This is a genomic window from Pyramidobacter sp. CG50-2, from assembly GCF_003612005.1.
Classification (GTDB): domain Bacteria; phylum Synergistota; class Synergistia; order Synergistales; family Dethiosulfovibrionaceae; genus Pyramidobacter.
The window spans coordinates 17,434-42,437 of the sequence record NZ_RAWT01000012.1 but is presented as its reverse complement, the minus strand read 5'-3'; the positions used below and the strand labels follow the sequence as shown (position 1 = coordinate 42,437).

The 25,004-nt window shown below is 64.4% G+C and carries 21 protein-coding genes and 1 riboswitch; of the genes, 10 read left to right on the top strand and 11 right to left on the bottom strand.

The genetic code is table 11. From position 1 onward, the window contains the following. Positions 1–91: 91 nt before the first annotated feature. The 3 genes from sbcD to D7D26_RS04125 all read left to right on the top strand — a co-directional run bounded on the left by sbcD (position 92) and on the right by D7D26_RS04125 (position 5,453). On the top strand, positions 92–1,300 hold the full coding sequence (gene sbcD, locus D7D26_RS04135) for an exonuclease subunit SbcD (protein ID WP_120372143.1): 1,209 nt from the start codon (positions 92–94) through the stop codon (positions 1,298–1,300). Beyond that, positions 1,297–3,981, top strand: coding sequence for an AAA family ATPase (locus D7D26_RS04130; RefSeq protein WP_120372142.1), 2,685 nt, complete (start codon positions 1,297–1,299; stop codon positions 3,979–3,981). Before sbcD ends, D7D26_RS04130 begins: the two co-directional genes overlap by 4 nt. Positions 3,982–4,031: 50 nt before the next feature. Then, positions 4,032–4,146, top strand: a riboswitch (FMN riboswitch). 107 nt (positions 4,147–4,253) lie between these two features. Beyond that, positions 4,254–5,453 (top strand): bifunctional 3,4-dihydroxy-2-butanone-4-phosphate synthase/GTP cyclohydrolase II, encoded by a 1,200-nt coding sequence (locus D7D26_RS04125; protein ID WP_120372141.1) that lies wholly within the window; start codon positions 4,254–4,256, stop codon positions 5,451–5,453. 281 nt (positions 5,454–5,734) lie between these two features. Here the strand turns inward: D7D26_RS04125 and D7D26_RS04120 are convergent, their stop codons facing one another. The 3 genes from D7D26_RS04120 to D7D26_RS04110 all read right to left on the bottom strand — a co-directional run bounded on the left by D7D26_RS04120 (position 5,735) and on the right by D7D26_RS04110 (position 9,134). Beyond that, entirely contained in the window at positions 5,735–6,472 is a 738-nt protein-coding gene (locus D7D26_RS04120) for a potassium channel family protein (protein WP_078016065.1), read from the bottom strand. A 16-nt stretch (positions 6,473–6,488) separates the two neighbouring features. Further along, complete coding sequence (locus D7D26_RS04115; protein WP_120372140.1) at positions 6,489–7,550, bottom strand: potassium channel family protein; 1,062 nt, start codon at positions 7,548–7,550, stop codon at positions 6,489–6,491. Positions 7,551–7,742: 192 nt separating this feature from the next. Further along, on the bottom strand, positions 7,743–9,134 hold the full coding sequence (locus tag D7D26_RS04110) for a hypothetical protein (protein WP_078016067.1): 1,392 nt from the start codon (positions 9,132–9,134) through the stop codon (positions 7,743–7,745). A 224-nt stretch (positions 9,135–9,358) separates the two neighbouring features. Between D7D26_RS04110 and thrC the strand changes: the two genes are divergently transcribed. The 7 genes from thrC to D7D26_RS04075 all read left to right on the top strand — a co-directional run bounded on the left by thrC (position 9,359) and on the right by D7D26_RS04075 (position 18,060). Continuing rightward, the gene (gene thrC, locus D7D26_RS04105) at positions 9,359–10,540 is read left to right on the top strand and encodes a threonine synthase (protein ID WP_120372139.1); all 1,182 of its coding nucleotides are present in this window, start codon (positions 9,359–9,361) and stop codon (positions 10,538–10,540) included. Between the two features lie 138 nt (positions 10,541–10,678). Further along, the gene (locus tag D7D26_RS04100) at positions 10,679–12,217 is read left to right on the top strand and encodes a glucosyltransferase domain-containing protein (RefSeq protein ID WP_078016069.1); all 1,539 of its coding nucleotides are present in this window, start codon (positions 10,679–10,681) and stop codon (positions 12,215–12,217) included. Between the two features lie 32 nt (positions 12,218–12,249). Next, the gene (locus D7D26_RS04095) at positions 12,250–13,242 is read left to right on the top strand and encodes a glycosyltransferase family 2 protein (protein ID WP_120372138.1); all 993 of its coding nucleotides are present in this window, start codon (positions 12,250–12,252) and stop codon (positions 13,240–13,242) included. Continuing rightward, on the top strand, positions 13,235–13,645 hold the full coding sequence (locus tag D7D26_RS04090; RefSeq protein WP_078016071.1) for a GtrA family protein: 411 nt from the start codon (positions 13,235–13,237) through the stop codon (positions 13,643–13,645). Before D7D26_RS04095 ends, D7D26_RS04090 begins: the two co-directional genes overlap by 8 nt. A 223-nt stretch (positions 13,646–13,868) precedes the next feature. Continuing rightward, the gene (gene ftsH / locus D7D26_RS04085; protein WP_120372137.1) at positions 13,869–15,692 is read left to right on the top strand and encodes an ATP-dependent zinc metalloprotease FtsH; all 1,824 of its coding nucleotides are present in this window, start codon (positions 13,869–13,871) and stop codon (positions 15,690–15,692) included. 374 nt (positions 15,693–16,066) lie between these two features. Further along, positions 16,067–16,504: an Hsp20/alpha crystallin family protein gene (locus D7D26_RS04080; protein WP_233543456.1), complete on the top strand. Its 438-nt coding sequence runs from the start codon at positions 16,067–16,069 to the stop codon at positions 16,502–16,504. A 191-nt stretch (positions 16,505–16,695) separates the two neighbouring features. Next, positions 16,696–18,060: a uracil-xanthine permease family protein gene (locus tag D7D26_RS04075; protein ID WP_078016074.1), complete on the top strand. Its 1,365-nt coding sequence runs from the start codon at positions 16,696–16,698 to the stop codon at positions 18,058–18,060. 216 nt (positions 18,061–18,276) lie between these two features. Here the strand turns inward: D7D26_RS04075 and D7D26_RS04070 are convergent, their stop codons facing one another. From D7D26_RS04070 to D7D26_RS04040, 8 genes are all read right to left on the bottom strand, one after another. Beyond that, a complete protein-coding gene (locus tag D7D26_RS04070) occupies positions 18,277–18,867 on the bottom strand; it encodes a 3'-5' exonuclease (RefSeq protein WP_120372136.1) in 591 nt (196 codons plus the stop codon). 186 nt (positions 18,868–19,053) lie between these two features. Next, entirely contained in the window at positions 19,054–19,950 is an 897-nt protein-coding gene (locus D7D26_RS04065) for a 4Fe-4S binding protein (protein ID WP_120372135.1), read from the bottom strand. After that, positions 19,943–20,080: a CD1871A family CXXC motif-containing protein gene (locus D7D26_RS12455; protein WP_195838775.1), complete on the bottom strand. Its 138-nt coding sequence runs from the start codon at positions 20,078–20,080 to the stop codon at positions 19,943–19,945. The genes D7D26_RS04065 and D7D26_RS12455 overlap by 8 nt, the downstream gene beginning before the upstream one ends. Beyond that, positions 20,080–20,592 carry a TlpA family protein disulfide reductase gene (locus tag D7D26_RS04060; protein ID WP_158606265.1) on the bottom strand — a complete coding sequence of 171 codons (513 nt, stop codon included), beginning with the start codon at positions 20,590–20,592 and terminating at the stop codon, positions 20,080–20,082. The genes D7D26_RS12455 and D7D26_RS04060 overlap by 1 nt, the downstream gene beginning before the upstream one ends. Then, complete coding sequence (locus D7D26_RS04055; protein WP_078016078.1) at positions 20,592–21,413, bottom strand: TIGR02757 family protein; 822 nt, start codon at positions 21,411–21,413, stop codon at positions 20,592–20,594. The genes D7D26_RS04060 and D7D26_RS04055 overlap by 1 nt, the downstream gene beginning before the upstream one ends. 136 nt (positions 21,414–21,549) lie before the next feature. Continuing rightward, positions 21,550–21,876: a hypothetical protein gene (locus tag D7D26_RS04050; RefSeq protein ID WP_120372133.1), complete on the bottom strand. Its 327-nt coding sequence runs from the start codon at positions 21,874–21,876 to the stop codon at positions 21,550–21,552. Positions 21,877–21,896: 20 nt separating this feature from the next. Further along, positions 21,897–23,528 carry a phospho-sugar mutase gene (locus D7D26_RS04045; RefSeq protein WP_120372132.1) on the bottom strand — a complete coding sequence of 544 codons (1,632 nt, stop codon included), beginning with the start codon at positions 23,526–23,528 and terminating at the stop codon, positions 21,897–21,899. A 215-nt stretch (positions 23,529–23,743) separates the two neighbouring features. Beyond that, positions 23,744–24,916 carry a M20 metallopeptidase family protein gene (locus D7D26_RS04040; RefSeq protein WP_120372131.1) on the bottom strand — a complete coding sequence of 391 codons (1,173 nt, stop codon included), beginning with the start codon at positions 24,914–24,916 and terminating at the stop codon, positions 23,744–23,746. Positions 24,917–25,004: the final 88 nt, after the last annotated feature.

The following is a 25,004-nucleotide window of genomic DNA, read 5'->3' as shown; positions in this document are numbered from 1 at the left end:
GTGAAACCTCTGCGTCCTCCGCTGTGTTATGATTATTGTACCGCAGGATCGCCGTTTCGCGAAAGACGGCGCTCCATGAGGAGGCTGATCGATGAGAATCCTTCACACGTCGGACTGGCATCTGGGACGCAAGCTCTGCGGCCAGGAGCGGGCCGACGAATTCCGCCAGTTTCTCGACTGGCTGACGGATACGCTGATTTGCGAACGTGTCGACGCGCTCGTCGTGGCGGGGGACGTTTTCGATTCCTACACGCCGCCCTTGTGGGCGCAGAGCCTTTATTACCGTTTTCTCACGGGACTGTCGCGCACGCCCTGCCGCAGCGCGGTGATCGTGGCCGGCAATCACGATTCGGCGGCGCTGCTCGACTCGCCCCGGGAGCTGCTGGACCGTCTCGACGTCCACGTCGTGGGCGCGCCGGCGGCGGAGCCCGGCGCGGAGCTTTTCGAGCTGCCGGACGCGCAGGGGAAAACGGGCGCGCTGTGCTGCGCCGTGCCGTTTCTGCGCTCGCGCGACCTCTGCGGCGCGCTTGTCGGCGAAGACGCCGACGCGATTGCGCGCGCCGAACTGGAAGGCTTCGCGAAGCATTACGCCGCCGTGTGCGCGCTGGCCGAAACGCGGCGCGCGGGGCGCGATATCCCCGTCGTCGCCCTGGGGCACTGCTTTGCCGCCGGCGGAACCGTGCGCGCCGACGACGGCGTGCGCGACCTGGCGGTCGGTTCGCTGGGCGCGGTGCCGCTGTCGGCCTTTCCCGAAAACGTCGATTATCTGGCGCTGGGGCACCTGCACGCGCCGCAGATCTGCGGCGGGCTCGAGAGCCGCCGTTATTGCGGCGCGCCGCTGTGCATGGGCTTCGGCGAGGCGGGGCAGAAAAAGCAGGTCTGCGTCGTCGATTTCGACGGGCGCGCCGTTTCGGTGCGCGCGATCGACGTGCCCGTGTGGCAGGAGATCTGCCGCCTGAAAGGCTCCTTCGACGAGATCGCCGCCGCTTTGAGCGAACTCGAACGGTCCGGCTGCTCCGTCTGGGTCGAAGCGGACTGCGCCGACGAGGGCGCTCAGGGACTGAACGACCGTATCCGCGAGCTGAGCGGCGGCGCGGTGAAGATCCTGCGCGTCAAAGTGGCTGGCGCGGGGCCGGCGGACGCTTTTTCCGGCGCGGGCGACCTGAACGAGGACTGGTCGCCGCGCGAAGTCTTCAGGCTCTATCTGAACGAGCACCAGATTGAGGGCGCGGAAGCGGAGGCGCTGACGGGCGCGTATCTCGAGGCGCTCGAAGCCGTGCGGACGGAGGCGGCGCGATGAGACTGTGCCGCCTTCATTTCAAGAACCTCAACTCTCTCGCCGGAGAGTGGAACGTCGATTTCGAGTCGCCGGAATTCCGCGGCGGCCTGTTCGCCATCACCGGCCCCACCGGCGCGGGCAAGAGCACGCTGCTCGACGCCGTGTGCCTGGCGCTTTACGGCCGCACGCCGCGCCTGGAGCGCGTCAACACCTCCGGCAACGAGATCATGACCCGCGGCGAGCGCGAGTGTTTCGCCGAAGCGGTCTTCGAGATCGGCGGCGAGCGCTACAGCGCCTTCTGGTCGCAGAAAAAATCCTCCCGCAAGGGCGCGGCCCGGGAGTGGCAGGCGCCGAAGTGCCGTTTCTCGCGGCTCGGCGGCGGCGAAGAAGTGCTGGCCGACAGCGTCAGCTCCATGGCCAAAAAGGTGGAGGAAGTCTGCCGTCTCGATTTCGAGCGCTTCACGCGCACCGTCATGCTGCCGCAGGGCGGCTTTGCGGCCTTCCTGCAGGCCGACGGCGCCGACCGCGCCAAACTGCTCGAAGAGCTGACGGGCGCGGAAATCTACCGGCGGATCTCGCGCGAAGTCTACGACCGAACCAAGCGCGAGAGATTCGAGCTGGAGCAGATCCGTTCCTCGCAGGCCGAACACGCCCCGCTGGCCGAGGAAGTCCGCGCCGCGGCGCAGCGGCGCGCCGCCGTCAGCGAGACGCGCGAGAAGGAACTGCGCGCGCGGGAAAAAACGCTTCGGCAGGCGCTGGATTGGTATGACCGCCGCGACGCCCTCTCGGCGCGCCGGGCGGAATACGAACAGGCGCGTTGCGAACTGAACGGGGAGCAGACGGCTTTTGCGCCGCAGGCCGAGGATCTGGCGCGGGCCGAGCGAGCCGCGCAGGCAGGCGACCTTTACGCCGCTTTGACGCGCGGCCGCTCGCGCCTCGACGCCGCCGCCGGCGATCTGGAACGCCTCGAAAAAGACGCCGCCGCCGGCGCGCAGCGGCGCGAAGACGCGGAACGCCGGCGCGTCAGCGCCGCGGAGGATCTGGCGCTTTTGAAGAAAGAACACGGCGAGCAGGCCGAACTGTGGGCCAAAGTCCACGACCTCGACCGCGAGATCGAAAGTCACGCCCTGCGCTGCCACGAGCAGGAGACCCGCATCGCCGAGCTGGAAAGTTCCTTCGCCGCCGGCGACGCGCAGGACATCGCCGTGCTGGCCGAGCTGAATCAGTTCAAGTTCGAAGCCGAGGCGATGAACAAAAGCCTCGCCGGGGCGCGCGAAGAAAAGGAACAGGCGATGGTGGCCATGTACCGCGCCGACCTCAGCATTCTCAGTTCCCGCCTCGAAGAGGGCAAGCCCTGTCCGCTTTGCGGCGCCGTCCATCATCCCGCGCCCTATCAGCGCAGCGTGCTTCAGGAAGAAGAGTTGAAGCTCCATCAGAACGCCGAAAAAGCGGCGCGGAAAGTGACCGATCTGGAACGCAAGCTCGCCTCCATGCAGGAAAAGATCGCCGCCCGGCAGATGGAGCACAAGCGTCTTTCCACGATGGGGCAGACGGCGCAGCGTTCGCTCCAGGACGCGCGCGAAACGCTGGCTCGCGGACAGGAAAATCTGGAAGCGCGCCAGCGGGCGCGGCGCGAGCTGTTCGGCGAACGCCGTCCCGAGGCGGAAGCCGCGAAGCTGAAAGAAAAACTTGCCGCCGCCGAGAGCTCGTTGGCCGAGGCGGACGCGCTCCGCCATCAGAGCGCCCTCGACGCCGCCCGTACCGAGACCGAACTGGCAGGCGTGCGCGAAGATCTGGCGGCGCTGAGCGTCGAGCTCGCCGCAGCTCAGGCGCAGTTTGCCGAGAGATTGAAGCGCCTCGGCTTTGCGGAAGAATCCGCGTGGCGGGCCGCCGCGCTTTCCGAAGAAGTTGTCGCGGCTCTGCGCGCTCGTCTCGAAGAATTGCAGCGGCGCGAAGAAGCGCTGCGCTCGCAGGCGCTGCTGCTCGACGAGGAAGAGCGCGCGCTCGGTCCCGCGCCCGAGCTCGCCGCCGCCGACCTTACGGCCGCGCTCGAGGCGTGCGGAAACGAGCTGACCGAGCTGCTCAAGAACCGCGGCGCCGACGAGCAGATGCTGCGCCACGACGACGAATGTCGCCGCCGTCTGGGCGAGCTGCGGGAAGCCGAAGCGCGCCGGCGGAAAGTCTACGAACTCTGGAGCGACCTCAACGACCGGATCGGCTCCGCCTCCGGCGACCAGTTCAGCCGCTACGTGCAGGGCCTCACCTTCCGCCGCCTCGTGCGGGCCGCCAACCTGCAGCTCGAACAGCTTTCCGAGCGTTACCGCCTCAAGGTGGCGGCCGACGACGCCCTGCGCCTCGACGTCGTCGACCTCTGGCAGGGCGGCGAAGTGCGCACCTCGCGCAACCTCTCCGGCGGCGAGAGCTTCATCGTCAGCCTGGCTCTGGTTCTGGCCCTGTCGCACGGCATGAGGGAAGTGAAAGTGGACTCGCTGTTCCTCGACGAGGGCTTCGGCACGCTCGACGAAGAAACGCTGGAGACCGTGCTCGACTGCCTGAACCGCCTGCGCGAGAGGGGCAAGCTCGTCGGCGTCATCTCCCACGTGAAGACGCTGCGCGAACGCATCGACGCGCATCTCACGCTCACGCCCGGCCCCGGCGGCCACAGCCTGCTGAGCGGTCCCGGCTGCTCGCGGCTGGGCTGACTCTTGACCGGCGGCGGCCGGAGGAGTATGATTCTTTTCGCACCATCACAATCGAACTTCAGGGCAGGGTGAAAGTCCCTACCGGCGGTAAAGCCCGCGAGCCGCAAGGCATGATTCGGTGAGATTCCGAAGCCGACAGTACAGTCTGGATGGAAGAAGCGAGTTCCGCCGTTGTCCCGGGATCCCGGCTCTGAAATGCTCCGCGCGTTTCAGAGCCTTTTTTTTCGTAGCCAAACGACGGCCCTGATGATTTCCAGAGGGAGGAATCCGACGTGATCCAGTACAACACCGTTGAAGAAGCCGCCGCCGAACTGCGCGCCGGCAAGATCGTCCTCGTCGCCGACGACGAGAATCGCGAGAACGAAGGCGACATGATCTGCGCCGCCCAGTTCGCCGGCACCGAAAACGTCAACTTCATGGCCCGCTTCGCGCGCGGCCTGATCTGCATGCCCATGAGCGCGGCCTACGTGAAACGCCTCGGCCTGCCGCAGATGGTCGAGAGCAACACCGACAACCACTGCACGGCCTTTACCGTCTCCATCGACCATATTTCCACCGCCACGGGCATCTCCGCCGTCGAACGCGGCGTCACTGCCCGCGCCTGCGTGGGCGACGACGCCAAGCCGGAAGACTTCCGCCGCCCCGGCCACATGTTCCCGCTGCTGGCCCGGCCGAACGGCGTGCTCGAACGCAACGGACACACCGAAGCCACGGTGGACCTGCTGCGCCTCGCCGGGCTGAAAGAGTGCGGCCTCTGCTGCGAAGTGATGCGCGACGACGGCGGGATGATGCGCGCTCCCGAGCTGGCGGAGAAGGCGAAAGAGTGGGGCCTGAAATTCATCACCATCCGCGCCATCCAGGAATACCGCAAGCGTCATGAAACGTTCGTCGAGCGCGTGGCGACGACGAAGATGCCCACCAAGTACGGCTTCTTCACGGCCTACGGCTATCGCAACCGCCTCAACGGCGAGCATCACGTCGCGCTCGTCATGGGCGACGTGGGCGACGGGCGCGACGTGCTCTGCCGCGTCCACTCCGAATGCCTGACCGGCGACACGTTCGGCTCGCTGCGCTGCGACTGCGGCCAGCAGTTCGCCGCCGCCATGACGCAGATCGCCGCGGAAGGGCGCGGCGTCATGCTTTACCTGCGCCAGGAAGGACGCGGCATCGGCCTGCTCAACAAGCTGCGCGCCTACGCGCTGCAGGACCGCGGTCTGGACACCGTCGAAGCCAACCTGGCTCTCGGCTTCGAAGAAGACCAGCGCGAGTACTACATCGGCGCGCAGATCCTGCGCGACCTCGGCGTGCGCACGCTGCGCCTGCTCACCAACAATCCGAAGAAGATCGAAGGGCTGGCGGATTTCGGCTTGGAGATCGCCGCGCGCGTTCCCATCCAGATGCCCGCCACCGCCAACGACCTGTTCTACCTTCAGACGAAAGAGCACAAGATGGGCCATCTCGTCACCTATTAATACTAATTCTTGATAGAAAGTATTCGCATAGTTTTCGGGGCTGCGGGGGAGTTCAGTCGCTCAGAACTGCCTCGACTGCCGCGCGGCTCGCTTTGTGAATCTCCCCCGCAGCGCCCTTACGTTCGGCTTTTCAATTAAGAAATAGTATGGCCCGCCGTCTCTGCGCGGAAAATGGCGAATGGCTGCAAGCGGCGCGGAGCGCCGCGGGCGCACAACGAAAAATGCGTGATGATCGGGCCCGATCATCACGCATTTTTCGTTGTGCGCCTTCGGGGAGCGCTTCAGCGCTCTCCGTTGTTTTGTCCCGGTTTCTCGCAGCTGATGTAAATGACTTTCATCGGCAGCTCCGCTTTCGTCCCCGCGGCGGGGTTGATCTCGTGACGCCAGACTTGGCGCGAATCGTTGTCGTCGCGGCGCATGACGCCGAGCGGCAGGTCGCCCTGCGCGCGGACGGCCGCGAAGATTTCGCCGATGCTCCTGCCCTGCCATTTGGGATCGAGATCCATCGTGTTCAGGCTGGAACGGTCGTCGGAATGGCTGAAGAGGTCGTTGGCGAAGTCGGAGATGCCCCGCTGCGAAGCGCAGAGCGCGATGTAATTGGCGATCAGACGATTGCAGTAGACCACGTTGTCCACGTTGGCGTTGTGGGCATGGCGTTCGTTTTCGGGATTGATGATTTCCAGCACGGAGTAGATCTCCGGATGCAGCGATTCGACGGCCAGCGCCGTGAGGATCGAGCGGGCGTCGACGGTGTCGGCCGGCAGAGAGCCGACGTTCTCGGCGAGGATAATGGCGGCCGTGGCGGTCTCGACGCCGGCCCTCTTGAGCGTTTCGTCGTCGGAGATGTCGCCTTCGACGACCGGCACGGCGCTGTTTTTCAGCTCTTCGGGACGCCTGCGGGCGACGACGACAACGGGTTGTCCGGAGGCTTCGAGTTCCCTGAGCACCTTGAGCGCGTGGGAGTTCCAGCCGCAGATGAGCGTGTGTCCTTGGGGGATGTTGACGAAGATTTCGGTCATGGGTGAAGGCCTCCCTTTACTTCCCGCTGTTTTTCGAGATGAACACGACGCGCATGGGCAGCCTGACGGGCCTGGACGCCGGCGGGTTGATCTCGTGGCGCCAGCGTTCCGCTCCGGAAGAGGCGTCGGGCGTCATGACGCCCAGCGGCAGTTCGCCGTCGGCCTGCATGGCCGCGAACAGCTCGCCGGTGGTCCGATTCTCCCACTGCGGTTCGATGTCGGCGGCGCGAAGGGCCGAGCCGCTGTCGGAATAAGTGAGGATGTCGCCGATGAACGAGCTGATGCCCTGTTGCGAGGCGCAGGCGGCGACGATGTCGGCCAGCGTGCTTTCGCAGTAGACGATGTCGTCCACGTGGGCGCGGCGGGCGTGGCGCTCGTTGGCGGGATCGAGCAGCTCGACGACCGTGTAGATCTCGGGGCGCAGCGACTCGACCGCGAGGGCGGTGAGCACGGTGTGCGCGTCGAGGTCGTCGTTCGTCAGTCCGGGCTGCGGTTCGGCGAAGACGATCGCCGACTCGGCTTTTTCGATGCCGGCCTGGATCAGGCGCGCCTCGTTGGTCGGTTCGCCGGCGACGAAAAATACGTCGTAATGCGACAGTTCCGCCGGCTTTGCGCGAGTCAGCACGGCGACCTGCTGTCCCGAGGCGGCAAGTTCCTTCAGCACGAGCTCGGCGCGGCCGTTCCAGCCGCAGAAGATCGTGTGCCCCTCGTATCTGCACGCGTTCAGTCCGAGCATGTTCTTGAGATTGTACTTCATCACGCGCGTGAGCACTTCCGACAGCACGACGCCGAGCACGGAAATGCCGACGATGGAGAGCGCGAAGACGATCACGCGCCCGACCATCGTGTGAGGGTTGTTGGCGAACTCGCCCTGGCCGATCAGCGTGAACAGGATCGTCCACAGGGCTTCGAAGACGCTGCCCTCGCCGCCGCGTTCCAGCTTCCAGTACAGATAGGCCGAGCCGGAAACCAGCGCCAGGAATCCGAGCAGGATCCAGAAAAAATACTTGTGCAGCTTGCCGGCCATGTTGGCGCCGCGCTTCAGCCCTTTGACCTTTTGGGAATAATTCGAAGCCACAATGTCACCTCCGCAGGAGTATGCAATCTGACGTCCCCCCTTCGGAACGCGCTCGGGGGACCAAAAATAAGTATAACAAAGAAACGGGAAAAATGCTTGCGGGCTTTTCTGCCCGCGGCGCGCGGAGAAACGGTTCCGCGCGCCGCGGCATAAAAAACAGGCCCCGACGGCGGGGCCTGCGAGCGGCGGTTCTCAGTTTTGTTTCTCGTCGTCCTTCTGGCGGAACATGTCGGGAGCGATGGTCTCTTCGGCGGTATAGTCGTTGACGTCGTCCGCCGGGGAGACGGGCTGCCGAGGCTGCGGGGGAACGGCGGGAATTTGCGGCGCGGGCGGATCCTCGGGCGTTTCCTCTTCGGGAACGCGCAGAGCGTCGAAGCGGCTTTTTGCCTTCGCGGCCAAATCCTTGGCGCCGAGCGTCACTTTGTCCTTCCAGCCGCGAAGTTTTTCGCCCAGCGGCGCGCTCTTGCCGGGCTGTTTTTCCTCGCCGGCGTTCCCTTCGTCGCGGCCGGGGCGTTCGGCGTGGTCGCGGTGCAGCGTGCTCTTGGCGTTTGCGGCGATTTTCCTGGCCTTCTCGGAAAGCTCGCCGCGCATGCTTTTGAATCGGCTGGCCGCTTTTTCGGAGAGGGCTTTCAGTTTCTCTCCGGCGCTGAGCGTCCCCTCGGCTTCGCGGGCGGCGCGGCGCTCTTCGCGTTTGGCGTCGGCCTTTTCCTTGAGGGCCCCCAGACGCTCGCCGGCGTTCCGGGCGGCTTCCTTCAATCCCGTCGCGGCGCCCGAGGCGGCTTTGCCGAGGCGCTCGCCGGCGTTTTTGCCCTTCCGCGAAAGTTCCTGCATGGCGCTGGACGCGCTCTGGCCGAGTTTGTCTTTCGCGTTCTCGAAGGCTCCCGAGTCTTTGAGGTCTTTCAGCTTCTCTCCGGCGCCGCGACCGACCGAGACGAGCCCTTTGCCGGCCGCCCGGGCGACTTTGCCGGCGGCGCTGAGCGACGTGCCGAGGGCGATGCCGACGGCGTGGAAGATCCTGTTCGCCTTGGGAAACCTGTTTTCGACGGCACGGCGAAGGGCACGCGCCCCCTCGGCGACGCCGTAGAACGCCGTGCCGAACCCTTCGGCGGCCGCTCCGGCGGCGATGCGTCCCATCTCGCGGTTCTTCTCGCTGGCAAGGCGCAGCGCGCCGCTCTTCAGGATTTCTTTCGTCTTGTTCGCCGCCGCGGGGAGCTTTTGCGGAGCGACGCTCTGTTCATCGCGGCTCGTTTCTTCGCACGGCGTCTCTTCCTCTTCGAAGTCGACGACGAGCTTCTCTTTTTTGCCGGCGTGGGCCCGGGCGCTGCGCTCGGCTGCGTCGGGCAAGGCGCTTTTGATCAGGTGCCCGATCGCGGCGAACGTCTGCGCGGCCGAACGTTTGCCCAGCTGGTCTACGGGAACGGGGCGCCCCTCGGCGACGGGAGCGTTCTTGTGGAACTTCTCGGCGACGTGGTGAAGGCCGTTTTTGATGGCGTTCATTTCCTCGTCGAAATCGTTGGGCGCGAGTTTCCTCAGCCCATGGGGCTGCGGTTTTTCTTTTTTGAGATCCTCACGGTCGGCTGACATCTGCATGTACCTCCTGCTTTTTCGCTGGGAAACGGCCGGCGCGAGCCGGACTGTCTGTCTTCATGCGGTGATTTTGGCGCTGTGTGTGCGCACAACTGCCTCAACCATATATTTAAACTTGAAAACGGAGAAAAATCAACTGGCAAAGCTCATGAAATCATATTTTTTTGCAGGATCTTTGTGGTAAGATGATTTTATCTTTCTGTCGGAACGGGGTGTTTTCCATGAAAAAAGCTCTTCTGCGGTGCAAAACCTGCGGCGCCGAGTACGGCGCGGAGCGGGCGCCATTTCGCTGCGCCTGCGGCGAACCGCTCGATCTGGCGTGGGACGGAGCCGGCATCGACACGAACGAAAGATGCCAGTCGCGTCGCTACGCGGCGTTCTATCCGTTTGCGGCGGACGAGTGGCGCTCGCTGGGCGAGGGCGGCACGCCGCTCGTAAAGCTCGAGGCGCTGGGCCAGGAGCTTGGCCTGGCCCAGCTGGCGGTCAAAAACGAGAGCGCCAACCCCACCTGGTCGTTCAAGGACCGCGGCACGGCGGCCTGTATCGCCCACGCGCGGGCGCTCGGCTATACAAAAGTCGGCACGGTCTCTTCGGGCAACATGGCGGCCTCGGTGGCGGCGTACGCCGCGGCGGCGGGCATGGAGGCCTTCATTCTCGTCAAAGGCAACGTCGCCGACGAGAAACTGGCGCCGATCGCCATTTACGGGCCGCATCTGCTGCGCGTCGCCGGCCCGTACGACGCGCTGTACAGCGAAAGCCTGCGCCTCGGCGCCGAGCGCGGCATCTACTTCATGAATTCCGACGTGCCGTTTCGCGTCGCCGGCTCGCGCACGATCGCCTACGAGATCGCCGAAGAGCGCGGCTTCCGCGTCCCTGACTGGGTGATCGTGCCGGTGAGCGCGGGCGGCAACCTGCGCGGCATTATCAACGGCTTCGAGGATCTGCGGCGCGCGGGCCTGACCGACCGCCTGCCGCGGTTCATCTGCGCGCAGACGGCCCGCGTCGCGCCCGTCGCCGCGGCCTTCGCCGCCGGCGCGGCGCGGATCAGCCGATTCCCCGGCAACGATACGATCGCCCACGCCATCGACAATCCGTTTCCGCCCAGCGGCAACCGCGTGCTGGCGGAGCTGCGCCGTCTCGGCGGCGCGGCGATGACGGCGGACGAAGGCGAGATCGTCCGCGCCCAGGCCGACCTGGCCCGTTGCGGTCTGTTTGGCCAGCCGGCGTCCTGCGTGCCGCTGGCGGTCCTGCGCCGGGCCCGCGCGGCCGGCATCGTGGCGGAGGGCGAGAGCGCCGTGCTGGTGATGACGGGCAGCGGGCTGAAGTATACGGCGGCTTTCGCGGCGCACCGCCTTAAATGGTGCGACTGCGACCTTGCGGCGCTGCCGGAGCATCTGCGATAATCGCGCGGCCAAAGCGCCGCCTCCGGTCGACCGAAGGGGAGGGCGTGAGAAGCGGCGCTTTGTCTCCCGGCTCGCCGGGGAGTATAATATCCTGACCTGTTCGAGAAGGATGTTTCAAGAAAAGCGAGGACTTTTGCCATGGAACAATCGAAGAATCCCTGCCGTCTGATCCTCCTCAGCACGCTGCTCTGGGGGCTTTTCGCGCACGGCATGATGCTGCTCAATAAATTTTCGTTCCACGACGACGCCAAGCTGGGCTTCGGCCTCGGCGCCACGGTGACGTCGGGACGGTGGATGCTCGAGGTGCTGAAGCGCGTCACCGAGTTCGTTTTCGGCGGCAGCCTCTACAGCCTGCCGCTTTTCAACGGCCTGCTGACGCTGATTCTGGTCGGGCTGGCGGCCTGCATGACGGCGAGAATCTTCCGGCTGCGGCGCGTTTACAGCTGCGTGCTGCTGGCGGGCGTGATGGTGGCCTTTCCGGTCGTGACGGCGATGATGGGGTACATGTACACGGTGCCCTATTACATGATCGGTCTCGACCTGGCTGTGGCCGGCGCCTGGCTGATCTGCGACGGCGACCGGCGGCACTGGTACCGGCTGCCGGCGGGCTGCGTGCTGGCGGCCTGCGCGGTGGGCGTGTATCAGTCCTGCATCCCCATCGTGCTCAGCGTGATGCTGCTGCACATGATGATGAGTCTGCATGACGACGCCTCGGCGCGGCGCTTCGATTTCTTTTACAAGGGGCTTTCTCTGGTGCTGGCCTGCGCGCTGTTCATGGCGCTGTACCTGGCGGTGAACTGGTTCAGCCTGAAGGCCGCGGGCGCGCAGCTTTCCGATTACGAGAGCATCAACACGTTCGGCTTCGGCGGCTGGAGCGAATATCTCGACCGCGCGGCGCGGGCTTACCGCGAGTTCTTCCTGCCGCCGCCGATGAAGATGCGCGACATGTATCCCACGGCGTCGCTGCGCTGGCTCTATCAGGCCGTGCTGTGGTTCGGCGTTCTGCTCGGGCTGGACCGGGCCGCTCAGCTGTTCCGGCGCAAACCGCGCCGCGGCCTCGAATTCCTGCTGACGCTGGCGCTGCTGCCGCTGGCGGTCAATTTCATCCACGTCATGGTGGACGTGAAGATGATCCACTCGCTCATGGTCTACTCCAAAGTCTTCGTCTTCGTGGGCTTCATCTGCCTGCTGGAGAACGCTGCGCTGGACCGCCTCCATTATCCGCGCTGGATCTACCGCGGCGGCATGTTGCTGATGTTCTGCGTGACGGTGCTGTACTGCCATTTCTCCAACATCTGTTATTTCAAGGCCAACTTTTTGCAGAATCAGGCGATCAGCTACTTCACGCGGCTGGCGGCGCGCATCGAGAGCGTGCCCGGCTATTCGCCCTACCTGCCCGTGGCTTTTCTGAACGAAGACGCCAAACAGGATTTCAACGCGCCCGTGATCCCGGAATTCGAACGCATCCGTCTGATTCCCTACCTATTCAACGAGAAGTCGCCGCTGATCAACAACTATGCGTGGAAAAACTTCATGCGCATGTGGTGCGATTATTCGCCGATCGTCATCGAGAACGTGGAATCCTTCGAAAAGCTGCCCGAAGTGATGGCCATGCCGCGCTATCCTCTCGAAGGCTCGATCAGGGTCGTGGACGAGGCTGTCGTCGTCAAATTTTAACGGCGGCGGCCGGTGCGAAAGGAGCGATAGGCATGACCGAGAAGAGACGGGGAAAACGGCCGCTGTTTTCCGTGGCGGTGCCGTTTTACAACGAGCAGGAGAACCTGCGGGCGTTGTACGGGCGCCTCTGCCGCGTCGTCGGCGACGTGGAAAACTGCGACTTCGAGCTGCTTTTCGTGGACGACGGCAGCACCGACGCCTCGCTGGACGTCGTGCGCGCCCTGGCGGCGCAGGACGCCCGCGTGCGTTACCTGAGCTTTTCGCGCAACTTCGGCAAGGAGATCGCCCTGTCGGCAGCCATCGATCATGCGCGCGGCGACGGCGCCATCTTCATGGACGCCGACCTGCAGCATCCGCCGGAGCTGATCCCGAAGCTGATCGAGGGCTGGTTCGAAGGCTACGACGACGTGTACGCCCAACGCCGCACGCGCGGCGGCGAGTCGGCCTTCAAAAAGCTGACGGCGAAACTGTACTATCATGTGCTGGCGCGCTCGACGCGCATCCCCATCCAGATGGACGCCGGCGATTTCCGCCTGCTCAGCGCCCGGGCGCTGGCGGTGCTGCGGCGAATGCCCGAACATCAGCGCAACATGAAAAGCCTGTACAGCTGGATCGGCTTCAAAAAGAAAGCCGTGCCCGTCGACCAGGAACCGCGCCTGCACGGCGCGAGCAAGTTCGGTTTCTTCCGCCTGCTCAACCTGGCCTTGGACGGCATCACCTCGTTCACGACGGCGCCGCTGCGTCTGGCCACGATTCTCGGCGCGCTCAGCGCCGCCGTGGCGCTGCTTTCGTTCTGCTGGTTCCTGATCCGCACGGCGGTGTGGGGCAATCCCGTGCCCGGCTACCCCTCGCTGTTCTGCGGCATCCTCTTTTTCGGCGGCGTGCAGCTGCTGGGACTGGGCGTCATCGGCGAGTATCTCGGCCGCGTCTTCATGGAGACCAAAGGGCGCCCGCTCTACGTCGTGGCCGAAAGCAACGTGACTGACGAAACGTCCCCGGAACGCAGGGAGGCGCGGCATGACTGAGACGGAACGGGAACGATTCCGGGAAGTCGCCGGCTACCTGTTCTTCGGCGTGCTGACGACGATAGTCAACTACGTCAGCTACTACGCACTGACGCGCTGGCTGGGAATGGGCGTGACGGCGGCGACGGCCTGGGCCTGGGGGCTGGCGGTGCTGTTCGCATTCGTGACCAACAAGCTCTGGGTCTTTCGCAGCCGCACGCGCGGCCTGGCGGCGCTGGGGCGCGAGCTGTCGGCCTTCGTGGCGGCGCGCCTCTTTTCCGGCCTGCTCGACGTGGGCATGATGTGGCTGTTCGCCGAGAAGCTGGGCTGGCCGGACATGTGGGTGAAAATCGGCGACAACGTGTTCGTCACGGCGCTCAACTACGTTTTCAGCAAGCGCTGGATTTTCCGCGAGCGGGCGTGACGGGAAGCCGATACTGTTTCTTGACAAAAAGCATGAACAGAGCTTGCTGGGCGCTGCGAGGGAGTCCAGCCGCTCAGGACGATCTCGGCCGCCGTTCGGTCTGCGCAGCTCGCTTTTGCGGAGGGCGGCAGCTGATAAAGATCGGTGATTTCGTCACTGACGCGGTCGTTTTTGCGAGTATAATGAAAGACAATCGACATTCTCACATAAAGGGGGAAACGCTGTGGACGAAATCAAAAATCCCAGAAAGCCGCTGCTCTATTATTACGCGATCGCCATGCTCGTGCTGATGCTGTTCAACCTGTTGGCCAAGCCGTGGCTGATGCGCGCGCAGATCGACGAGGTGGACTACGGCGCGTTCATCAAAATGACCGAAGAGAAAAAGATCGGCCGGGTCAACATCGAGGAGAACCAGATCCTCTTCACCGACGCCGAGGGCAAAAAAGTCTACCGCACGGGGCTGATGGACGATCCCGGGCGCACGGAACGCCTCTATCAGTCGGGGGCGAAGTTCTCGAGCGAGATCGTCGAACAGGCGTCGCCGATCGTCAGCATGCTGCTGTCGTGGGTGGTGCCGCTGCTGCTCTTCTGGGGGCTGGGCCAGTACATGCAGAAGAAGCTCATGAACCGCATGGGCGGCGACTCGATGATGTTCGGCATGGGCAAGAGCAAGGCCCGTGTCTACGTGAAGTCCACCGAGGGCATCAAGTTCTCCGACGTGGCCGGCGAGGACGAGGCCAAGGAAAACCTGGCGGAGATCGTCGAGTACCTGCACAATCCCGGGCGCTACCGCGACATCGGCGCGAAGATGCCCAAGGGCATTCTGCTCGTCGGGCCGCCCGGCACCGGCAAGACCATGCTGGCCAAGGCCGTGGCCGGCGAATCGAACGTGCCGTTCTTCTCGATGTCCGGCTCCGAATTCGTGGAGATGTTCGTGGGCATGGGGGCCTCGAAGGTGCGCGACCTGTTCAAGCAGGCCAAGGAAAAAGCGCCCTGTATCGTCTTCATCGACGAGATCGACGCCATTGGCACGAAGCGCAGCGGCAACGTGATGGGCAACGACGAGCGCGAGCAGACGCTCAACCAGCTGCTCACGGAGATGGACGGCTTCGAGGACAACACCGGCGTGATCATCCTCGCCGCCACGAACCGCCCCGAATCGCTCGACCCGGCGCTGACGCGCCCCGGCCGCTTCGACCGCCGCGTGCCCGTGGAGCTCCCCGACCTGAAGGGGCGCGAGGACATCCTCAAGGTGCACGCCAAAAAGATCAAGCTCGACCCGGGCGTCGATTTCAACAAGGTGGCGCGCATGGCCTCCGGCGCTTCCGGCGCCGAGCTGGCCAACATCGTCAACGAGGCGGCGCTGCGCGCCGTGCGCGACAATCGCGGACAGGCCACGCAGGCGGACCTCGAAGAGAGCATCGAAGTGGTGATCGCCGGCTATCAGAAAAAGAACGCCATCCTCACCGACAAGGAAAAGATGATCGTCGCCTACCACGAGATCGGCCACGCCCTGGTCGCCGCCATGCAGAGCCACTCCGCGCCCGTGCAGAAGATCACGATCATCCCGCGCACGTCGGGGGCCCTCGGCTACACCATGCAGGTGGAGGAAGGCAACCATTACCTGATGAGCAAGGAAGAGCTGGAAAACAAGATCGCCACGCTCACCGGCGGCCGCGCCGCCGAAGAAGTCGTCTTCGGCTCCGTGACCACGGGCGCGTCAAACGACATCGAGCAGGCCACCAGGCTGGCCCGCGCCATGATCACGCGCTACGGCATGAGCGACGATTTCGGCATGGTGGCGCTGGAAACGGTGACCAACCAGTATCTGGGCGGCGACGCCTCGCTGGCCTGCGCGCCGGAGACGCAGTCGCTGATCGACAGGAAGGTCGTGGCGCTCGTCAGGGAGCAGCACGAAAAGGCCCGCGCGATCCTGGCGGACAACCGCCGTACGCTCGACGATCTGGCCAAGGCGCTTTACGAGCGCGAGACCATCACCGGCGAAGAGTTCATGGAGATCCTTCACGCCGCGCCCGCGCAGTCCTAACTGAAGAAAACGTGCGCAAAAAAATTCCCGGAAGGCTTACAGCCTTCCGGGAATTTTTTTTGCGCGCATCGCGCGGGAAAAATTTTTCGCGCGGCGTATTCCGTCCGGCAAAAAACCGGCAAATTTTTTTGAATCAAGGCTGACTTTGACCTTTCATGACCTGTCTTAAGTCTATCAAAAGGAGTCGTATCAATCATTCATATCAATCTAAAATGAATTAGCACTCGGCACTTGACAGTGCTAACAAGAGTGCTATAATACACTCAGAACGAAGGAGGAACGATGAAGCGAAAGACCTCCGGACGTTCCCGCATCGTTAATATAGAAGGCGGGCCCCGCAGGGGCCGCCCGATCTCAAGGAGGAAATAAAGATGATGGTACCGAGCATTTGGAACGACAATCTGTTTGACGAACTGGAAAACGTGTTCAGCGACGGTTTCTTCCGCCGCAGCCCGCTGTACGGACGCCGGGAGCGGAACATGATGAAGACCGACGTGCGCGAGACGGAGAACAATTATGAAGTCGACGTCGACCTGCCTGGCTTCAAAAAGGAAAACGTCAACGTCCAGCTGCAGAACGGCTATCTGACGATCAGCGCCGTCAGGCAGCACTCCAAGGAAGAGAAGGACGCCAAGGGCGCCTTCATCCGTCAGGAACGCTACGAGGGCAGCTGCTCGCGCAGCTTCTACGTGGGCGACAGCATCAAGAAGGAAGACATCAGCGCCAAGCTGGAAGACGGCATCCTGCGCCTGACCTTCCCGAAGAAGAGCGAAAAGGAACTCGAACAGAGCAAACTGATCGAAATCGAATAGGTTGTCTGCAGGCAGGCCGCCGGGAGTGAATCCCGGCGGCCTGCCGTGTTTTTTGGAAAGGGGCGCTCTCGAAGCGGCTTTTTCGGCGGGCGTCTCATCGGTGGATTGTTTATGCATGCCGTGCAACCGATTTTACATTTTCTGTGCTATAATTCCGGCAGGAACAAAATTCACCCGGAGGTGTTTGTGTGATGGCTCGGAAAGAACTGGTATATGGAGTGGACGACGTTCCGTCTCTGCCGATTTTGCTGCTGGCGGGCGCGCAGCACGTGCTCACGTTGTTCGGCGCGACGACGCTGGTGCCGCTGATCTTCGGTCCGGCGATGGGGATGACGCCGGCGCAGATCGGGTTTTTCATTTCCTGCGTATATTTTGCCATGGGGGTGTGCACGCTGATCCAGACCAGCCCGTTCGGCTCCGGGCTGCCGATCGTGCAGGGCTCGAGCTTCAGCTTTATCCCGCCGATCATGACGATCGTCGGCATCTATTCGGCGCAGGGCACGAGCGTGATCTTGCAGTACATCGGCGGAGCGCTGATTTCCGGCGGCGTGTGCCTGGTGCTGCTGGGGCAGTTCGGTCTGATCGGCAGGATCCGCCGCTTCGTCGGCCCGATCACGGTGGGGACGACGATCATGGCGATCGGCTTCTCGCTGGCGGGCACGGCGATCAGCGGCAACGCCGCCGGGTACTGGCCGGCTTCGCTGACGGTCGTAGCGCTGATTTTCCTGTTCGGGCTGAAAGTCAAGGGGCGTTACGTCAACATCTTCTCGGTCCTTCTGAGCGTGGTCATCGTCTGGGGAGCGTGCTTCGCGCTGAGCCGCGCCGGCGTGTTCCACCCGGGGCATCCCGTCTATATCAGTCTCGACAACGTGAACGCGGCCAAATGGTTTCAGTTCACGGGTTTCATGCCCTGGGGCATGCCGAAGTTCAGCCTGGTGGCGTTCGGCGCGATCTTGGCGGGCTTCTTCTCCGTCATCCTCGAGAGCATCGGCGACTATTTCAACGTCTGCAACGCGGCGGGACTGCCCGACCCGACGGAGCAGCAGATCAGCCGGGGCATCCGCGCCGAGGGGCTGGGCTGCATCTTCGGCGGCCTGACGGGCGCGGTGGCCTGCACGAGCTACACCGAGAACATCGGCCTGATCGGCCTGACGGGCGTGGCTTCGCGCTGGGTGGTGCGCGTCGGCGCGATCCTGCTGATCGGCATGAGCATGGTCGGCAAGTTCGGCGCGCTCGTGGCCACGCTGCCTGCGCCGATCATCGGCGGCTGCTACATCGCCCTGTTCGGCACCATCGGCGCGCTGGGCATCCAGGCGCTGACCCGCGCCGACATGCAGAAGCAGCGCAACGTGATGATCGTCGGCTTTTCCTTCCTGATGGCGCTGGGGCTGCCGGGCTGGGTGGAGGCGCAGAAGGAGCTGTTCTTCGGCTGGGGCATTCCCGGCCAGATCCTCTGGGCGATCGGCAAGACGTCGATGGCGGTGGCGGGCGTTTCGGCCTGTCTGCTGGACAATCTGATCCCCGGCACGCGCGAGGAGCGCGGCTTCAGGGACTGAATTCCGAAAACACATGGGGAGAACGCCGCGGTTCACGGGCGTTCTCCCCATGTGTTTTTGTCGTTTTATACTATTTCTCAATTAAAATGCCGAACGCAGAGGCGCTGCGAGGGAGATTCACAAAGCGAGCTGTACAGCAGTCGAGGGAGTTCTGAGCGATTGAACTCCCTTGCAGCGCCCAGAAAACTATGTGGGTGCTTTTATCAAGAAATAGTATTATCTGGCCAGCAATCGCGCGGGCGAGGCGTATTCGCGGGCGAACGCGGCGAAATCCATGTCGAGCCCGCGGATCTTGCGCAGGATGCGCGCGAAGAGCTGGACGCAGTAGCGGCAGTCGGCCAGCGCGCGGTGGTGGCCGCCGGCGTCGAAGTCGAAGAAGCGGCTCAGGTTTTCGAGGCTGTAGCTGTTCAGTCCGGGAAAGGCCTGGCGGCTCAACTTGAGCGTGTCGAAGACGGCGGGGCTGTCCCATTGGAGCCGCTGCCGCCGCACGACGGGGTTGAGAAAGCTCATGTCGAACGGCGCGTTGTGCAGCACCAGCGGCGACGGCCCCACGAAGCTTACGAGCGCGGCGACGGCGTCGGCCGCGCGGGGCTGGCCGCGGACCATGGCGTCGTCGATGCCGTGGATGGCGGAGACGCCGCGCGGGATGGGGCGTCCGGGATCGACCAGCGTTTGAAAAGGCCGCTGCGAGCCGTCGGGAAAGATTTTCAGCGCGGCGATCTCGACGATGCCGCACAAGGCGGGGCTCAGCCCGGTGGTTTCGATGTCGAGGGCGGTAAAACCCGTTTCAGCGATGGAGAGAGGCATGGCGCGCCTCCTTTCTGTTCGTTGCTTGGGCGGCCCGAGAAGAGCCGTCCGACGTGAAAAAGTCTAGTGCAAAAGCGCGCGCTCTGTCAAGGGGCTGCGGCGCGGTTTAAAAAAGCGAAGGCCACCGGGGGGGAAAATCCGTTCCTCCGGGGCCTTCGCTTTTTTGAGGATTTGTGCCGCCGGTTTTCAGGGACGTTCCGGCGACGGTTTGCGCCGCGCTCTCGGGCTTTGTTCGAGCGGCGGCGTCAGCGCGGCGGTAGGGCAGACGTCTACGCACCGGCCGCAGCGGATGCATTCGTCCCCGTTGGTGCCCTGCGGCAGCTTCAGCGTCATCGGGCAGGACGCGGCGCAGCGCCCGCAGGTGACGCATTTTTTTTCGTCGAAACCGTAACGGAGCAGGGCGATGCGGTTGAAGAAGCCGTAAAAGGCCCCCAGGGGGCACAGATATTTGCAGAACGGGCGGAACGACTTCACCGACAGGACGAGCAGCGCGGTCAGCAGCGCGCTCTTCCACGTGAACAGCCATCCGGCCGCGCCGCGCAGACCTTCGTTCAGGCTCAGCAGCGTCCAGCCGCCCATCAGCGTCCCCGAAGGGCAAATGTACTTGCAGAACCACGGGGAGCTGACGCCGGTCAGATCGTCGCGCGCGAACAGCGGCAGGATGACGACGAACAGCGCCAGCACGGCGTATTTCAGCCGCCTCAGGGCGCGGTCGCCGGGCAGGTTGAGCCGCTTGCGCCCGAGCGGGATCCTGTACAGCAGGTCCTGGACCAGCCCGAACGGGCAGAGCCAGCCGCAGACGAAGCGCCCCAGCAGCGCCCCGAACGCGAACAGAAAACCCGCGACGTACAGCGGCAGCCGCGGCTCGAATCCCGTCAGCATGGCCTGGAAGGAGCCGACCGGGCAGGCCCCCAGCGCTCCCGGGCAGGAATAGCAGTTCAGGCCGGGGACGCAGACGTTTTTCAGCGGTCCCGTGTAGATCTTCCCTTTCAGGAAGCCGGCCAGATAGCCGTTGGTCGCGGCCGTCCACAACAGCTGTACGGTCTGCCGCAGCCGGCCGCTCTTTTTCCGGCCGCTAGCCAATGCCCACGCACTCCAGACAGATCTTGACGGCTTTCTGGAACACGGCGAAGTTCTCGCCGCGCCACAGCCCGGCGGCGATCAGGGCGGCGCCGGCGAGCAGGCACGTCCAGCCCGCGCCGTATCTTTTCATTATTTGGCCTTCGCCAGCATTTCGCGGATGATTTCCCGCCACTGCGCGGCGCTCCGCGCGCCCGTCGCCTCGCCGACGATCTCGCCGCGTCCGTTCACGAAGAACGTCTGCGGGATGGCGCTGAAGTCGCCGAGATACCGCGCCAGACCGTCGTCAAGCAGCAGGTGGAGGTAATCAGCGCCGGTGCGCTCCACCAGCGTCTTCGCCTTGGCGATCTGTTTCTCGCTGCGGCGGCCGGCCGGATCGAACCAGTCGTAAAGCAGGCCGACGATCTGCACGCCTTCGGGGGCCATCTCCTTCGCCAGCCGGCCGAGATCGGGCATCTCGTGCAGGCAGGGCGGACAGAACGTGCCCCAGACGTTGAACATCGTCAGCGGCACCTGTTGGAAGATCGCCTCGTCGTGCGCCGCGCCTTCCAGATCCTCGGCCTTGAACGCGCCGATCTTTTTCGCCGCGAAAGCGGACGAAGCCATCATCGCCAGAACCGTTGCGACAAGCAAAAACTTTTTCATCATTCCGTTTCAATCCTTCCTGTTGTAGAGCGCGCCCGGCATTCCGCCAGCAACGCTTCCTGTTCCATGTCGGCACGGATGCCGAACCTCGTCAGGACAAAATCGTAGCGCACCGGGTCGCGCGGCGACAGACGCGCGAAAGCCCTCGTGACTTCCTGCGCCGTTTTCAGATCGGCCGCCCTGCGCTTCGTGAAGCGCAGCGAGCGGCACACCGCGTACATGTGCGTGTCAAGCGGCACGATCAGCTCGGCGGGGTCGAGCCCGTCCCAGCCGCCGGGGTCCACTTCGTCGCGGCGGACGAGCCAGCGCAGCATCAGAAAATGCCGCTTGCAGGCGCTGCCGCGCTGCGGACGGCACAGCAGGCTGTTCGGACGGCCGTTTTCCAGCGCCGCGATCAGGAAATCGAGCGCGCCCGCAAGCGAACCGCATTCCCGCCGGGCCGCGAGCATACAGCCGCCGAGACTGCCCCAGCGGGAAACGACGCGCCTGACGCCGCCCAGCAGCGCCGCGACGTCGGCCCCGTCGGTGAAGCGGTGCCGGAACGCCGCGAAGACGCCGCGCCAGTGTTCTTCGCCGTACCGTTCTACGGCCGTCCGCGGCGAGGCCCCGATCGCGCCGAGCACGACGCCGACGCTTTTGAGGATCGTCGCCACGCGCCCGTAGGCCAGCGACGAGGCGACGAGCGCGGCGATCTCGCGGTCTTCGGGCGCTTCGTAGCGGTAGAGGAACTGCAGCGGGTCGGGCGAGACGAGTTCACGCCGGTTGCAGCGTTCGTACAATTCCTCAAGATAGAGCCCAAGCGACTTTTGCCGCGGCGTCATGACGTCGTCACCTCGAATTCCCGAGCTATTATATCATAATTCCGCCGGCCGAAAAACGTGCGGCGTCGTCGCTGTTCTGAGTATATGGGAAACGCGGTTCCCATTCCGTGACAAAGTTACGGAAGAAAATCCGCCGTCAGTCGAACAGATAGCGGTCGCACTTGAGGCAGTGCTTCTTGCGGTCGCCGAAGGCGCAGTTCTGGCACAGCACGGCGGGGGCGCCGCGGCCGAACGTGTAGGCGCCGCATTTGACGCAGTACCGCCAGCGGTCGCCGAAGCCGCAGTTCTCGCACAGCCGCGCCGGGACGCCCTTGTCGAACGTGTAGGCCCCGCATTTGACGCAGTACCTGCGCCGGTCGCCGAAAGCGCAGTTGGAGCAGAGCTGGGCGATATAGCTGCGGGCCTGAGCGGCGGACGCCGCCAGCGCGAGCAGAAGGAGACACGTCACGATCTTTTTGCGCATGATCCGATCCTTCCTTTCCCTTACAGTCCGAGGACGCCGCCGACTTCGGCGCGGCGGGCGTCGAGCTTGGCGCGCGCGCTCGTCTCGTCCGCGTCTTTGATGGAATAGTAGATTTTGATCTTCGGCTCGGTGCCGGAAGGGCGCACGGCGAACCACGAGCCGTCGGCGCCGAGGAACTTCATCACGTTTTCGCGCGGCAGGCCGTCCAGCCCCTGCGCGTAGTCAAGCGTCTGCGAAACGCCTTCGAAGCGCGCGCCGCCGCGCAGGCGTGCCATCATCGCGGCGATGCGCTCGGCGCCGTCCTTGCCCTTGAGCGTGTGCGACTCCTGGGCGTCGAGGTAATAGCCGAAGCGCGCGTACAGCCCGTCCAGCTCGTCGATCAGCGTGCGCCCCTGCGACTTGGCCGCGGCCGCCATTTCGCAGATCAGCATGGCCGCGACGACGGCGTCCTTGTCCTGCGCGTGCGTGCCGGCCAGGTAGCCGTAGCTTTCCTCGTAGCCGAACAGGAACTCGCGCTCGCCGCTGCGCGCGAACTCGGTGATCTTTTCGCCGATGTACTTGAAGCCCGTCAGCGTGCGCAGCACGGTCACGCTGCGGCTCTGCGCCACGCGGGCCCCCAGTTCGCCGGTGACGATCGTGGTGATCATCGTCGATTTGGGCGTGAGGGCGCGGTGAGAGAGCACGAAGTCGGCCAGCAACGCGCCGATTTGGTTGCCCGAAAGCAGCCGGAATTCGCCGCCCGCGGCGACGGCGCAGCCGATGCGGTCGCTGTCCGGATCGGTGCCGATGACGACGTCGGCGCCGATCCGGCGGGCCAGCTCGATGCCCAGCGAAAGCGTGCTGCGCTCCTCGGGATTGGGCGCCGTGACGGTGGGAAAATCGCCGTCGGGCAGTTCCTGTTCGGCGACGACCTGCACGTCGGCGAAGCCGCAGCGCTTCAGGATGGCGCGCACCGGCAGGTTGCCCGAGCCGTGCAGCGGCGTGTAGACCACTTTCAGCGCGCCCGCGTCCCGCTGCGGCACCGACTGGCACTGGACGGCGTCGAGAAAGGCCTCGACGGTCTCCTGACCGATCCAGGCGATCAGTTTCTCGTCGCCGGGAGGGATCTGCGCCAGGTCGGCGGCCTCCACGTATCTCGTCAGTTTGGCGGCGGGGGCGGGGCAGAGCTGGCAGCCGTGCTCGTCGTAAACTTTGTAGCCGTTGTATTCTTTGGGGTTGTGGCTGGCGGTGATGACCACGCCGGCCGCGGCCTTGTGGTGCTTGACGGCGAACGACAGCGCGGGCACCGGTTCGAGCTGCCGGAAAATCTTCACCGGCACGCCGCAGGCGGAAAGCACGCGCGCCGTTTCCAGCGCGAATTCGGACGAGCGGTTGCGCGAATCGTAGGCGACGACGACGCCGCGCTGCCAGTCCGCGATTTCCGCCTTGAGATAGCGCGCCAGCCCCAGCGTGGCCTTGCCGACGGTGTAGCGGTTGAGGCGGTTCGTGCCCGCGCCCATGACGCCGCGCATGCCGGCGGTGCCGAATTCGAGGTCGCGGTAGAAACGGTCTTCGATCTCCTTCTCGTCGCTCAGCGCCGCCAGTTCGCGCCGCGACGCCTCGTCGAGCCATGAAGCGCCAAGCCATTGTTCGTATCGTTCGCGATAAGTCATGGTCAGTCCTCCGTCGGTTTAAAATTTTGCAGCGGCGGCAGATGTTCCACGTGGAACATCTGCCTTCGCCGCGCCCAAAAGAGATTCATGGTTCCCACTTGATTTTAATTGAACGACGTCGGCCCTGCAAGATGAGGAAAACCGCAAATTTGAAACGATGCGGTACAAAACAGCCCGCGCGAATTTATTCGCGCGGGCTGGAAATTCACGCTGATTCAGCGGCACACGTCCAGAGCCAGTCCGGTCAGCGCGGCGACGCCGCAGACGAAGGCGCTTTCGTCTGCTTTGAAGCAGGAGGAATGGAGCGGCGCGTTGTCCTTGTCCTTGAAGCCGACGCCGAGGCGGAACATGACGCCGGGAACTCGTTCGGTGAAGAAGGCGAAATCCTCGCCGCCCATGGAGCAGTTCTCGAAGGCGACGATGCGGTCTTTGCCGACGACGCGCTCGGCCACGGAGACGAGCCGGTCGAACATGCCGTCGTCGTTGACCAGCACCGGCGTGCCTTCGCGGATCTCCACCCCGGCGCAGGCGCGCAGCGCTTCGGCCGTCAATCTGGCGACGCGCGGGATGGCTTCGAACAGGTGTTCCCGCACCCGGGAGCGGACCGTGCGGATCGTGCCCGTCATCTTCACGTCGGGGGCGATGATGTTGCTCCTGACGCCGCCGTGGATCGTGCCGATCGTGACCACCGCCGAGTCCTGCGGCGCCACCTCGCGGCTGACCAGCTGCTGCAGGGCCGTGATCACCTGGGCGCCGACGGCGATCGGGTCGATGCACAGCTCCGGATAGGCGCCGTGTCCCTGCCGGCCGATGACGTCCAGCGAGAAACTGTCGGACGAGGCGTTGAACGCGCCGCGGCGCACGCCCAGCGTTCCGGCGGGAATGCCGGGAAAAACGTGCAGCGCCGCGATGCAGGCGGGCGGATCCTTTTCGTCCAGCTCCCCCGCGGCGATCATCTCCCTGGCGCCCCGGCCGGTCTCTTCGGCGGGCTGGAAGAAAAATTTCACCGCGCCGTGAATCTGTCCGCGCACGCCGCACAGCGCCTTGGCCGCGCCCAGCAGCACCGCCGTGTGAACGTCGTGGCCGCAGGCGTGCATCACGTTTTCGTTCCGCGATTTGAATTCCACGTCGGCCAGCTCCGGCACGGGCAAAGCGTCCATGTCGGCGCGCAGGGCGAAGACCGGGCCGGGCCGAGCGCCCCTGACCAGCGCCACGACCCCCGTTTTGCCGGCGCGGCGCACCTCGTCCGCGCCCATTTCGCGCAGCGTCCTCTCTACGAACGCCGACGTTTCCACTTCCTGACCGCTCAGCTCCGGATGGGCGTGAAGATGGTGACGCCACGCCGTCACGTCGCCGACGACCGACGAAGCCAGTTTTAGAAGATCCATTGTTTATGCCTCCCTGTCGTGCAGCATGTCATGGAAAAGCGGAAAAACATCTCTGCCGGGACGTTTTTCCGCTTCCATTGTTTGATTG